Consider the following 12,924-nt stretch of genomic DNA (forward strand, 5'->3'; position numbering starts at 1 on the left):
AGCTGTGCAACGTGCTGTGGAAGCAGGAGTGAAGTCAATTGAGCATGGTCAAATGTTAGATGAAGAAACATTAAAAATTCTTGCCAAAAAAGGAGTTTGGTTAAGCCTTCAAAATTTGATGGATAATAATGAAAACATGGACGAGCAGCGAAAAGAAAAACGTAAACCAGTTTTGGATGGTCAAGATAAAGTTTGGCCTTTAGCAAAAAAACTTGGTGTGAAGCTTGCATGGGGAACGGATTTCTTGTTTGAACCTGAGTTGAATGATGATCAAAATAGTTACATATTACGTCTTCAAAAATGGTTTACAAATGCCGAAATTTTAAAGATGGTTACGCAAGATAATGGAGAATTACATACGTTCCCCAATCTTCAGCAGCATCAACTGCAGCTTTCATTTCGTCAAAAGTATATTGTGTAACATCAATCGGATCATAAGCAGAAGACGTTCCTCCACCTGCCATTAATTTGATTTGACTCGCACCAAAACGTAAATTCTCTCTTGTTGCAGTCAAAACTTCATCTCTTCCATCAGCAATAAAAGTAGCTCCTAATTCCTCTGCACGAGATGCTTTACCAAAAAAACGACGCGAACGTTCATCAGGAGTTCTAAAATCTCCGTGACCAGCTGTTTGACTAATCGTTGCACCCGAAGGCCAAATTCTAGGCCCTGCAACTTTACCTTTATCGATGGCTAATTTCAAGGGAAAAATTGGCCCACCAGCATCACGAACACTCGTAAAACCACGCATCAACATTTTGTGGGAAGCTTCGCCAACCTTATTCATTAACATTTCTTCGGACATATCTGGCGACATCATTTGCGCCATCGTCAATGAACCAAATACCATGTGTACATGAACATCTATCAAACCTGGCATCAACGTTTTTCCTCCTCCATTAATTTTTACAACGTCTTGATTAGGTGAAGAAATTTTTGCAGAACTAATTTTTTCAATTTTTTGCCCAGAAACCAAAACATTCATCGGCGATGTTAATGCTTGAGTTTGATGATCTAAAATTCTAACATTTTCAATTAAAATCTGTTTTGTTTGAGCAAAAGTAAAAGTGGTAGCGAGAAAAAAAAGTGCTATTATCGACTTTATTTTCATAATTTATTGTTTAATTGCCCTAAAGATACGTTGAATGCGTGTAATTTGAGGATAAAGTTTAAATTAAAAATATATTCATTTAAATCATTCAAACAAAAACCCAAATTTACTTTTTATTAAAAGAAAATACTATATTTGTTGACAACCAAAAGGTTTTAACTTAATTTTCCTTGGTGATAAAGATTTTTAACTGTTTTGAATTAAATAGACAAAATCTTGTTTTACGGCTTATCTTCTTCCGACTATAATCGTTTTTTAAGGAATAAAATTTAATAAAAAATTAGCAATCAATACACCTTTTCTACCCAAATAATCGGATAGAATTTTGTAAATTTGTAACCAATACATTAGAAAATTTAATGGAATATAATACACTTCGTTCGCAATTGATTATTCCAGAATATGGTCGTCATATTCAAGAAATGGTAAATCATTGTAAAACAATAACAGACGAAACAGAACGCAACGGATTTGCCGAAATTATAATTGAAGTAATGGGAGAATTAAATCCTCACTTGCGCGATGTACCAGATTTTCAACATAAACTTTGGGATCAACTTTTTATCATGGCAGAATTTGATTTGGATGTAAAATCTCCTTATCCAATTCCGACAAAAAAAGATACGGTAAATAGTAAACCAAATAAAGTAGAATATCCAAAAAGCATCTATAAATACAGATATTACGGAAACAATATTCGTAAAATGATTGATGTTGCTGTAACGTGGGAAGAAGGCGAAAAACGCGAAGGTTTGTACTTTGCGATTGCCAATCACATGAAAAAATGTTATTTACTTTGGAATAAAGATACTGTTGATGATCAAGTTATTTTTAATCATTTGTACGAATTATCTGATGGTAAAATTGATTTGAGAAAAGTTGATGATCATTTGGTTTCTCCTGATCGTTTAAATTCGAATAATAATCATTCAAACAACAATCAAAACAATAGAAGTTACCAAAACAATAATCGTAATCATCAAAATAACAACAATCGAAATAATAACCAAAATTCGAATAATCGTCAAAACAACAATAACCGAAATAATCAAAATAACAACAATCGAAACCAAAACGTTCGAAACAATAAAGGTTAAATCAAAACTATTTAATACAACTAAATGGCTACATTTCAAATAAAGGGAGGGAAACCTTTGAAAGGAGAAATTACTCCGCAAGGTGCTAAAAATGAAGTACTACAAATTTTATGTGCGGTTTTATTAACCAATGAACAAGTTCGTGTTAAAAATATTCCAGACATCCGAGATGTCAATCGTTTGATTGAAATTTTGGGTGATTTAGGCGTAAAAACACAAAAAAATGGAAAAGGAGATTTTACTTTCCAAGCCGACGAATTACGATTAGATTATTTAAAAGGAAAACAATTTCGTAAAGATGGTGCTGCATTACGTGGATCAATCATGTTAATGGGACCACTTTTAGCTCGTTTCGGAGAAGCTTTTATGCCGAAACCTGGAGGAGATAAAATTGGGCGTCGTCGTTTAGATACGCACTTCGAAGGTTTCTTTGCGTTAGGAGCAAAATATCGCTTCAATCCAGACGAAGATTTCTACGGTGTAGAAGTAGACGAAAACGGATTGCAAGGTTCTTATATGTTATTGGAAGAAGCTTCTGTAACAGGAACTGCAAATATTATTATGGCTGCAGTTTTAGCAAAAGGAACAACAACTATTTACAACGCTGCATGTGAGCCTTACATTCAACAATTGTGTAAAATGTTGAACCGAATGGGTGCTAAAATTTCTGGAATATCTTCGAATCTTTTAACGATTGAAGGAGTTGAGAAGTTAGGCGGAACTGAACATACATGTTTACCAGATATGATTGAAATTGGATCATGGATTGGTTTAGCTGCCATGACAAAATCTGAATTAACAATCAAAAATGTTTCGTGGGAGAATTTAGGTGTTATTCCAGATGTGTTCAAAAAATTAGGAATCAAATTAGAGCGTCGTGATGACGACATCTATATTCCAGCACAAGAACATTACGAAATCGAGCGTTTTATTGACGGTTCTATCTTAACAATTTCTGATGCGCCTTGGCCAGGATTTACACCAGATTTATTATCAATTATCTTGGTAATTGCCACTCAAGCAAAAGGAAGCGTTTTGATCCACCAAAAAATGTTCGAGTCTCGTTTATTCTTCGTGGATAAATTAATTGATATGGGAGCGCAAATTATTTTATGTGATCCACATCGCGCAACTGTTATTGGTCTTAATCACGAAACTCCTTTAAAAGGAGCCGAATTAACTTCTCCAGATATTCGTGCTGGTATGTCTTTATTGATAGCTGCCCTTTCTGCAAAAGGAAAAACTGTTATTCATAATATCGATCAAATTGACCGTGGTTATGAAGATATCGATGTACGTTTACGTGCTATTGGAGCTGATATAATTAGAGCTTAAAAAATAAAAAATGCAATCTATTATTGAGTTTATCACTAATTTTGTTCAACGCCCAGACAAGGTATTAATGGACATTATCAATAATTACGGTTATTGGATATATGCTATTTTATTCTTGATAATTTTTGCTGAAACAGGCTTAATTATCATGTCATTTTTAATGCCTTTTTTACCTGGAGATGCACTAATCTTTTCGATTGGAATGATTGCAGCAAGCGATGATCAAAACCATTTGCATATCGAATATATTATTCCATTACTGATGGTTGCAGCAATTCTTGGTGATAACGTAAATTATTATGTTGGACGAAAATTTGGTGGCTGGATTTTAGGACGAAAAGACTCGTGGTTTCTTAAAAAGAAACATATCGAAAAAGCAACAGAATTTTTTAACGAAAATGGTAAAAAAGCAATTATTATCGCTCGTTTTATGCCTGTTGTTCGTACAATAATTCCATTTATTTGCGGTATTACAAACCTTAATTATCGCACATTTATTACCTATAGTTTTATAGGCGCGGTACTTTGGGTTGGTGTTATTTCTCTTTTGGGACACACATTAGGTCAGTTTGACATTGTAAAAAATAATTTAGAGAAATTCATTTTCGGAATTATATTATTGGCGAATATGCCGTTGATTATCCGAATTGTGAAAGCTCAATTCAATAAAAATAAAACAGAAGAATGAGACAATTTGGATTAATCGGAAGAAATATTTCCTATTCATTTTCTAAATCTTATTTTGCTGAAAAATTTAAAAACGAAAACATTGTAGACGCTGTCTACAATGTTTTTGATTTACAGCAAATCGATGAAGTAGAAAAAGTATTCGAAACCGAAGGTTTAGTGGGCTTTAATGTTACAATTCCTTACAAACAAGAAATCATTCCATTTTTGGACGAATTATCACCAGAAGCTAAAGCAATTGGTGCGGTTAATACAGTTTTGATACAAGATGGAAAACGAATCGGGCATAATACAGATTGTTATGGTTTTCATCATTCGATAGAACCTATTTTAGAACCTCATCATAAAAAAGCATTGGTGTTAGGAAATGGAGGTGCTGCAAAAGCGGTTTTTTATATTCTTGATTTATTGAAAATTGAATATAAAATAGTTTCAAGAACAAAAACTGAAAATCATTATTCATATGATGAATTAAATAAAGAAATCATTCATAATCATCAAATTATTGTGAATTGTTCGCCAGCTGGTACTTTTCCAAATACTGAAATCGCTCCACTTCTACCCTACCAATTTATCAACGAAAATCATTTATTGTACGACTTGATTTACAATCCACCATTGACAAAATTTTTAGAAAATGGTCAACAAAATGGAGCCAAAATAAAAAATGGTCACGAAATGTTGGTTCTACAAGCCGAAAAAGCTTGGGAAATTTGGAATAATCGTACAAAATAGACTTGATATTGTCCTCAAATTTTATTAGATTTGAGAAACAAAACTTAATTTCTTATGAATACTGAAATGGATAACCTGCAAAATGCAGACGGAGAACAATTACCTAAACCTGCAAATACAAACGACTCTAACACGGAATCTTACAAAACGGTAGAGTTAACGAACCAAGAAAAAATAAGCGATATTTCGTTCAAAGATTACGAAAAATTTAGTTTTGATGTTTTGATTAACGAAGCAAAAAATCTATTAAGCAAATATGATGTTCAAGAGATTCGCGAGCATTTTAATCAAATTCGTGATGCATTCAAAACTAAATTAGAAGAAGATGAAGCTGCAAAAAAAGAAGCTTTCTTAAGTGAAGGTGGTGATGAATTAGATTTTAAATACGAAACATCTTTTAGAGCAAAATTTAACGCTGTTTACAACGATTTTAAAAATCAATTAGCAGTTTTTCATAAAGAAAACGAAAAAAAGGAATCTGATAATTTAAAGGAACGTTTAGAAATTATTGACGAATTGAAAGCCTTGTATCAAGAACCAAGTGATTCTTCGGCGGCAATGTTCAAGAAATTTCGTGAGTTAAAAACTCGTTGGCACAATGCAGGAAGAATTCCGAGCAAAAATGCTGAAAATGTATTCAAAAATTATTTTTTCCACTTAGATAATTTCTACACATATTTGGATATGAATAAGGAATTGCAAACATTGGATTATGCACATAATCTGGAAGTTCGTCAATCGATTATTAAACGTGCAGAAGAATTAATTGGAGAGCAAAACGTGCAAAAAGCTTTGAATGAATTGCAATATTTGCATCGTTTATGGAAAGAAGAAGCCGTCCCTGTACAAGAAGATTTGCGCGAACCAACGTGGCAAAAATTCAAAGAATTAACAAATAAAATTCATGACCGTAAAGGGGAATTGAATGAAAAAATAAAACAAGAGCAAAAAGATAATTTAGAAAAGAAGAATCAAATTATCGCTCGTATCAAAGAAATTTCTGAGCAAGCAACAACAAAATCGCATGGCGATTGGCAAAAAGCTATTTCTGAAATAAACTCTTTGCGTGAGAACTTTATCACAATTGGACGTGTTCCGAAAGATAAAAATTCTGCAACTTGGGAAGCTTTCAAAGAAGTGACAAGACAATTTAATCACATCAAAAATGATTTCTATAAAAATCTAAAATCAGAGCAACAACTGAATCTTGAAAAGAAATTGGCTTTGTTAGAAATTGCAAAACAACATACGGAAAGCACGGATTGGAATGCTTCTGTACAAGTGATTAAAAAAATCCAAAATGATTGGAAAAAAATTGGACATGTTCCAAGAAAAAATTCAGACAAAATCTGGAAAGAATTCAAAGATACATGTAATCAATTCTTTGATCGTTACAAAAAACGTCACGAACAAGCGAATCAAAAAATGGAACAAAATTTAGAAAAGAAACAAGCTTTCTTAGACGATTTCAAAAATCAAACGATTTCTGAAAACAAAGAAGAGGCGTTGAAACAACTAGAAGAAATCCAACATAATTGGACAAGTTTAGGAAAAGTTCCATCAGAAAAAACTTCAATCAATCAAGAATTTACAGATGTTTACCACAAAAAATTAGATGCTTTAAATCTTTCTAAAAATGAATTGAACGATTATAAGTTGAAATCATTTGTCAATAAAGTAAAATCTGGAAATAATGGAAATTTATTGGATGACGAGATTAGAAAAACACGTAAAATAATTGAGGATTTAGAAAAAGAAATCAATCAATTGGATAATAATGTACATTTCTTTTCGAATGCAAATGAGAATAATCCTTTATTAAAAGACGTTTACAAACAAATTGACGATAAACGTAAAAAATTAATTGAAGCAGAAATCAAACTGAAAACATTATTCAATATTGATTTTAATGCATAATTTTTAGGCATGACACAACAATCTATCGATGAGCAATATATGGCTCGTTGTATACAAATTGCAACAAACGGGTTAGGAACAACATATCCTAATCCGTTTGTTGGTTCTATTATTGTACATAACAACAAAATTATAGGCGAAGGTTTTACGTCAGAATATGGCGGACCGCACGCCGAAGTGAACGCTATTAATTCGGTTAAAAATCAAGAATTATTAAAAGAATCTACGTTATATGTTACGTTAGAGCCTTGTTCGCATCACGGAAAAACGCCTCCTTGTGCGGATTTGATTATAGAAAAAGAAATTCCAAAAGTCATAATTGGAACTTTAGATCCTTTTGCGAAAGTAAATGGGCAAGGTTATTTACGTTTGTTGAAAAATGGTGTTGATGTAACGCTTGGTGTTTTGGAAAAAGAATGTATCAAACTCAATAAGCGTTTTATAACATTTCATCAGAAAAAACGTCCATATATTATCTTAAAATGGGCGCAAACAGAAGACGGATACATGGGGCGTGATGATGTACAATTGTGGATTACAAACCAATATACAAAACAGTTAGTACATAAATGGCGAACGGAAGAACAAGCTATTTTGGTTGGAAAAAACACCGCTTTGATTGATAATCCACAACTTAACACACGATTATGGAAAGGAAATAATCCGTTGAGAATTGCGATTGACAAAAACTTAGCGATTCCGAGAAGTTTCCATTTGTTTGATCAAACACAACCTACTGTAATTTTCAATTCGATTGAAAATTGTTCTGAAGAAAATTTAGAACTTGTTCAATTAGATTTTACGCAAAAAATATTGCCACAAGTGATGGATTATTTATACGAAAACAATGTTCAATCCTTAATTATTGAAGGTGGAAGTGATACCATACGACATTTTATTGATGCTGATTTGTGGGATGAAGCACGAATTTTGAGCTCGGATACTATTTGGAATGAAGGAATTTTAGCTCCTCGACTGAAAGGAACACGAACTGAAAAACATCGTTTTCTGAATGATGAATTAAATATTTTCGAAAATAGAATAGAAATTGAAGAGCCTTAGATTTTAAGGTTCTTTTTTTATTTATGATTTATTTGAATTTATTAAAATTTTCGTTTAATAATTATTTCAGAAAATTTATTCTTCTCAAATTCTATGTTATTTATTGATTCAACAAGAAAACTCATTTTATAAAATTTATTTTGTAGCTTAAATATTAATTTCCCACCAACATTATCAATTTTATAATTAAAAATATTTTGTTTTTTTGTTACATAGCAAAATGATGGTTCATTACAATTTTGGCAATCAATTAAATTTACTTTATTATTTTTCAAAAATCTAAATTCTATTGTACGACGAAATTGAAATTTAGATTTTCCAATTGAACTATTATAAATCTTCAGATTTTCAGTTTTGTAAAACATACTATCTTGATTATCTGTAATAATTCTATAATTATAATCTATCATTGAATTATTAATGATCCTTTTAAATTCCTTCTTTGAAATACTCTGGCAAAAAGAATACTCGAACACATTAGTATGAATAAAAATAAATAAGCTTTCATTTATATTAAATTTTTTCATCATTCATAAATATAAAACCTTTTTTCTTTAAAAGTACTATTTAAACTATCTTTGCGCTACTTTTCAATACAACATGACGGACAATTATCGTACAATCGAGAAAGCGGTGGAAGATGTAATTTTCAAAGAATTGGGTAGTAAGTTTATTAATTTTGCTTATCCAATTGAAAATGAAGATGACATCAAAATTTATTTGGATCAATTACGCGAAATTCATCCCGATGCAAATCATCATTGTTACGCGTACGCTCTTGGTATAGATGGTAAAAATCATCGTGCAAATGATGACGGTGAGCCAAATGGTTCGGCTGGTTTACCAATTTATAATCAAATTTTATCAAGCGAAATCACCAATGTTTTAATTGTTTCTGTACGTTATTTTGGTGGAACAAAATTAGGAATTCCTGGTTTGGTAAAAGCCTATAAATATGCGGCACAAGTTGTGTTAGAAGAAGCAAATATTGTAGAAAAATTTGTTTCAAAACGTGTGAAAATGGTTTTTAACTATGATCAACAAGGAATTGTAGAACGCAATGTCTATCGGATTTCTGGAGAAATTAAAGACAAACATTTTTCTGATAAATGTATGTTTACAATTTCAGTAAGAGAAAGTAAATTGGAAGAATTTATTCGCATGTTTGACGAATATTATCAAATGGAAATTAAAATTATTGACTAATGCTAAATAGCTTAACTTCTTTACGTTTTTTCTTTGCTTTTGTCGTTTTCTTAAGCCATTTAACGTTTGTAAAAACTGATTTAGCTTGGTATAATTATCTAAAAAATAACGTCTTTTTCGAAGGTTATCTTGGTGTTGGTTTTTTCTTTATTTTAAGCGGATTTGTTATAGCGCTTAATTACGAAAAGAAAGTCATCGACAATCCAAATTTTGATAAAAAGAAGTTTTATATCGCGCGAATTGCTCGAATTTATCCACTTCATGTCCTAACCTTTTGTGTCATGTTACCATTTGTTATCATCAATGTTTGGCAAGGTTATTTTCATTGGGATATTGCAGGTGCGAACTTATTTTTATTGCAATCTTATATTCCGGTAAAAGATTTTTATTTCTCTATTAATAACGTTTCCTGGAGTATTTCGACCGAATTATTTTTCTATTTGATGTTTCCTTTTTATGTGATTTGGTTGCATAAATTCCCGAAACTGAAATATATTTTATTACTAATTATTCCGATTATTATTTTTGCAGAACCTTATTTCAGAACAAATATGAAATTGGAAAAAGCGATTTTTTACATCAATCCAATTGTTCGCAGTTTCGATTTTATTTTAGGAATTATTACCTGTCAAATCTATAAAAAGATAAAAGATACGCCTATCAATTTTTCGAGAGGAACTTTAATAGAAATCGCTGCAATTGCTGTTTTGGCAATCTTTTTCTACTTCCACAATGATGTTGCGAGAGCTTTTCGTTACGGAATTTATTATTGGATTCCGATGGTTGGAATTGTCCTAATTTTTGCTTTACAAAAAGGTTTCTTTTCGAGAATTCTTCAACATAAAACATTGGTTTATTTAGGTGAAATTAGTTTTGCATTTTATATGATTCATATGATTGTGATAAAATATGGAAATCAATATTTACCGAAAATCAATGATTTTCAGAAAATTGGAATTTATTTCGTAATTGCTTTAATTTTAAGTGCATTAACGTTTGAATATTTTGAGAAACCCGTTGCGAAGTGGATCAAAGATAAAGTGAAGTAGTAGCGAGTATTTCTAAAAAATTAATTCAAATAGTTGATTATAACTGAGATTGTGACAATAATAATTGAAACAACAATCAAAATATCTAAGTAATTTATTTTTTTTGAACCAAAATTTGTAGTTCGTTTGCGTTTTCGTGAATACACTATTTCTTTGTTCATTTTTTAAAAGAAAATAAGCCGCGAGTTACCACGACTTATTTGTCAAATAATTAATAGTACATTATATAGTTAAAAGTTCTTAGTAATCCTATTACTGGTACTTGTAGCAACTTCCTGTTTTCTTTGCCGATTTACCTGTCATTTTATCAGATAATAGTAGAATAAATGGACATCTAACTTCTGCAGCTTGTTGTTTTAAAACTTTTTCTGCACGCTCATCTTTTCCATTTCCAGTTCTGAAGTTAATCATACCTGTTTTAGATTTTAAATCATCTCCTTTTTTCAAACCTGCAACCAAAGATTTATCTTCCAAAATAATCACTTTCCCCCAATCTTTATCGTCAGTAATTTCAATTTTATCAGAAACATCCTCAATACGAGTGCTTTTCCCGTAAAATACTTTATTAACAGAATATTTACTCAAAGACTGTATAGCATCTTCTCCATCATACGTATATTCTACTGTAAATTCTCCCACACGCTTAATCTGACCTTCGATAATCTCACCAGAATGTTTGTAAATTTTATCTACTTGTCCAAATGCTAGCGAAGCCATAAGACCTAACCCTAAAATAAAAATGTTTTTCATTGTTAATTGTTTTAAATATTGACTTAATTTTAATTGATTTCTAAAATACTTTCAGTTTCGTTGATTGTAATTATGGTTTTTAGAGGACTAGATTCCAGTAAACCATAATTTTCTTTTAGATTGGTGGTCGGTTTTTTCAATAAATCAATTAATTGATCAATTGATTCTTGATAAATTTTCTTTTTTGTAGAGTTCTTAACTAAAGAGATATAATACGTCTTATAGTTTTTCTTAATTGGAGCTTCTTTTTCTATTTCTTCTGCAATATTTTTAAAGAAACTTGTTCTATTTTCAGAATTTTTGACCACAATACGCTTTATATTTTTCCCTTCAGTTTCAACCTCAATATTCAACGTATATGGTTCAATTTTTACTGAATTGTACATTACTTTTTGGTTTCCAAAATTATCTTCAATAGATGTAGAAGAAACCTTATAAAAATCCTCTAACTCATTTACACGATTTCCAATAAATTGTTTTAAATTTTTGTAATCCAAATTTTGAGAGAAACCTAAACTACACAACAGTAGTAATAAAGTAGATAAAATAATCTTCATTTTTAATAAATAATTAGCTATTAACACCAGATTTATGTGCTAAATAAATTCTTTGCAAATTTTAGGATTCAGTACTTAAATTCCTATTTTTGCAGGAGTAGTTATGAGGTAGTTTAACGATTACTACCTACAGGTAGTTGAATTACTTTACTAAATATCAGTTATATAATAAAAATGAATAACAAAACACTTTTTATATTCTTTACTCTATTTTTTACCCAGGTAGGGACAGGAAACACTATAAATTCCGAAATTCTAAAGAAAAAAATTTCATCTTATAATGAAATTGGTTCATTTGATAAATCAATTATCAAATTGGATAGTATTATACATTCTAAAAACGTAACGAATTACGATTTATATAATTTGTATTTGTTAAAATATCTTACGTATAAAACATTATTAAATTATCCAGAAGCAGAAGAAAATTTAAACGTTGCTGAAAAATATGGTTTAAAGAGTTCGAAATATAAAGTCGAAGTTGAGACAAGAGTTTTAATTGAACGAATCTTCATCCAATTTGATTATTTAAAATATGATAAGGTTAAGGAATTGCTTCAAAAAGTAAATAAATCTAATTTAAAATATTTGGATGCAGAAACTTATGGCTTTTATATTTCTGTTTTAGGCACAATGAATAGTTTAAATAAAAATTATATTCAGGCAGAAAAAGATTATTTGGAAGGTATAGAAATTTTGAAGCAAAAATCTCCCAAACATTTACCTAATATTTATAGAAAGCTTTTACACTTATATACAGAAACAAAGGACAATAAGAAGGCTTTAGAAGCTTTTAACAAAGGTTTGTATTATGCAAAACATTATAGTATAAAACTTTATATTTTGAATATGTATGAATCTCTTACTTAGTATTATGCGCAGAATGAAGATTGGGAAAAAGCATACAAAACAAGATTAATTGTAAATGATCTTGCAACTGATTATGATGCAATTAATCAAAGTGGAAAATTACAAAATTTAGAACGAGAAATTATTAATAAACGAAATGATTTAGAAGTTCGAAATCAAAAAAATATCCGATTATTTCTAGTTATTATTTCTACAATTCTAATCATATTATTAATTGTTCTTTATAAATTCTACAAGATAAACATCGAAAAAAGAAAACTTGTTGAAAATGAAAATGAACGGATGAGAAATAAACTTTCTGATTTGATTAATCATTCGAATAACGCAAATCAAGTTGAAAAGAAAATCATTTTAAGTGATTATAATCTTTCGGAAAGACAACTGGATATCATCGAATTAGTGAAGAAAGGATTTACAAATAAAGAAATTGCAACTGAACTCTATATTTCTGAGAATACCGTGAAATATCATTTAAAGGTTATTTACAATACTTTGGGAATAGAAAGTCGTAATTCGTTGTAAATAAAGGCAATATCCAAAAAACTGT

The 12,924-nt window shown here is 30.2% G+C and carries 15 protein-coding genes; 11 read left to right on the forward strand and 4 right to left on the reverse strand.

The genetic code is table 11. The features are described from left to right. Positions 1-4 precede the first annotated feature (4 nt). A complete protein-coding gene (locus B3578_RS11895) occupies positions 5-421 on the forward strand; it encodes a hypothetical protein (protein ID WP_291048981.1) in 417 nt (138 codons plus the stop codon). On the opposite strand, the gene B3578_RS11900 is transcribed toward B3578_RS11895, so the two are convergent. Beyond that, positions 333-1,112: an amidohydrolase family protein gene (locus B3578_RS11900; RefSeq protein WP_286495760.1), complete on the reverse strand. Its 780-nt coding sequence runs from the start codon at positions 1,110-1,112 to the stop codon at positions 333-335. The two genes, B3578_RS11895 and B3578_RS11900, sit on opposite strands and share 89 nt — an antisense overlap. A 359-nt stretch (positions 1,113-1,471) precedes the next feature. On the opposite strand from B3578_RS11900, the gene B3578_RS11905 reads away from it, so the two are divergent. The 6 genes from B3578_RS11905 to ribD are packed head-to-tail and all read left to right on the forward strand — an operon-like array spanning position 1,472 to position 7,945. Continuing rightward, on the forward strand, positions 1,472-2,209 hold the full coding sequence (locus tag B3578_RS11905; RefSeq protein WP_038336666.1) for a DUF4290 domain-containing protein: 738 nt from the start codon (positions 1,472-1,474) through the stop codon (positions 2,207-2,209). A 24-nt stretch (positions 2,210-2,233) separates the two neighbouring features. Further along, the gene (murA, locus tag B3578_RS11910; protein WP_115000020.1) at positions 2,234-3,544 is read left to right on the forward strand and encodes a UDP-N-acetylglucosamine 1-carboxyvinyltransferase; all 1,311 of its coding nucleotides are present in this window, start codon (positions 2,234-2,236) and stop codon (positions 3,542-3,544) included. A gap of 10 nt (positions 3,545-3,554) precedes the next feature. Beyond that, positions 3,555-4,232, forward strand: coding sequence for a VTT domain-containing protein (locus tag B3578_RS11915; RefSeq protein ID WP_291048985.1), 678 nt, complete (start codon positions 3,555-3,557; stop codon positions 4,230-4,232). Beyond that, a complete protein-coding gene (locus B3578_RS11920) occupies positions 4,229-4,966 on the forward strand; it encodes a shikimate dehydrogenase family protein (protein ID WP_219034901.1) in 738 nt (245 codons plus the stop codon). The genes B3578_RS11915 and B3578_RS11920 overlap by 4 nt, the downstream gene beginning before the upstream one ends. Before the next feature lie 54 nt (positions 4,967-5,020). Then, entirely contained in the window at positions 5,021-6,883 is a 1,863-nt protein-coding gene (locus B3578_RS11925; RefSeq protein WP_286495758.1) for a DUF349 domain-containing protein, read from the forward strand. A gap of 9 nt (positions 6,884-6,892) precedes the next feature. Beyond that, on the forward strand, positions 6,893-7,945 hold the full coding sequence (gene ribD / locus B3578_RS11930; protein WP_219034899.1) for a bifunctional diaminohydroxyphosphoribosylaminopyrimidine deaminase/5-amino-6-(5-phosphoribosylamino)uracil reductase RibD: 1,053 nt from the start codon (positions 6,893-6,895) through the stop codon (positions 7,943-7,945). Positions 7,946-7,986: 41 nt separating this feature from the next. Here ribD and B3578_RS11935 read toward each other — a convergent pair whose 3' ends face one another. Continuing rightward, a complete protein-coding gene (locus B3578_RS11935) occupies positions 7,987-8,355 on the reverse strand; it encodes a hypothetical protein (RefSeq protein WP_219034898.1) in 369 nt (122 codons plus the stop codon). Positions 8,356-8,545: 190 nt separating this feature from the next. Between B3578_RS11935 and B3578_RS11940 the strand changes: the two genes are divergently transcribed. Together B3578_RS11940 and B3578_RS11945 are read left to right on the forward strand one after the other, a co-directional pair. Next, positions 8,546-9,151, forward strand: a complete 606-nt coding sequence (locus B3578_RS11940) for an IMPACT family protein (RefSeq protein ID WP_219034897.1) — start codon at positions 8,546-8,548, stop codon at positions 9,149-9,151. Further along, positions 9,151-10,200: an acyltransferase family protein gene (locus tag B3578_RS11945; protein ID WP_219034896.1), complete on the forward strand. Its 1,050-nt coding sequence runs from the start codon at positions 9,151-9,153 to the stop codon at positions 10,198-10,200. Before B3578_RS11940 ends, B3578_RS11945 begins: the two co-directional genes overlap by 1 nt. A gap of 252 nt (positions 10,201-10,452) precedes the next feature. On the opposite strand, the gene B3578_RS11950 is transcribed toward B3578_RS11945, so the two are convergent. Both B3578_RS11950 and B3578_RS11955 read right to left on the reverse strand, forming a co-directional pair. Then, a complete protein-coding gene (locus tag B3578_RS11950; RefSeq protein WP_244957947.1) occupies positions 10,453-10,950 on the reverse strand; it encodes a hypothetical protein in 498 nt (165 codons plus the stop codon). Between the two features lie 29 nt (positions 10,951-10,979). Continuing rightward, complete coding sequence (locus B3578_RS11955; protein WP_147280012.1) at positions 10,980-11,507, reverse strand: hypothetical protein; 528 nt, start codon at positions 11,505-11,507, stop codon at positions 10,980-10,982. Between the two features lie 174 nt (positions 11,508-11,681). On the opposite strand from B3578_RS11955, the gene B3578_RS11960 reads away from it, so the two are divergent. After that, on the forward strand, positions 11,682-12,377 hold the full coding sequence (locus B3578_RS11960; protein WP_291048991.1) for a hypothetical protein: 696 nt from the start codon (positions 11,682-11,684) through the stop codon (positions 12,375-12,377). 282 nt (positions 12,378-12,659) lie between these two features. After that, positions 12,660-12,899, forward strand: coding sequence for a helix-turn-helix transcriptional regulator (locus B3578_RS11965; protein ID WP_219035088.1), 240 nt, complete (start codon positions 12,660-12,662; stop codon positions 12,897-12,899). The last annotated feature ends 25 nt before the right edge of the window (positions 12,900-12,924 follow it).

It is taken from the genome of Empedobacter sp. UBA1574 (genome assembly GCF_002322895.1).
GTDB classification, from domain to species: domain Bacteria; phylum Bacteroidota; class Bacteroidia; order Flavobacteriales; family Weeksellaceae; genus Empedobacter; species Empedobacter falsenii_B.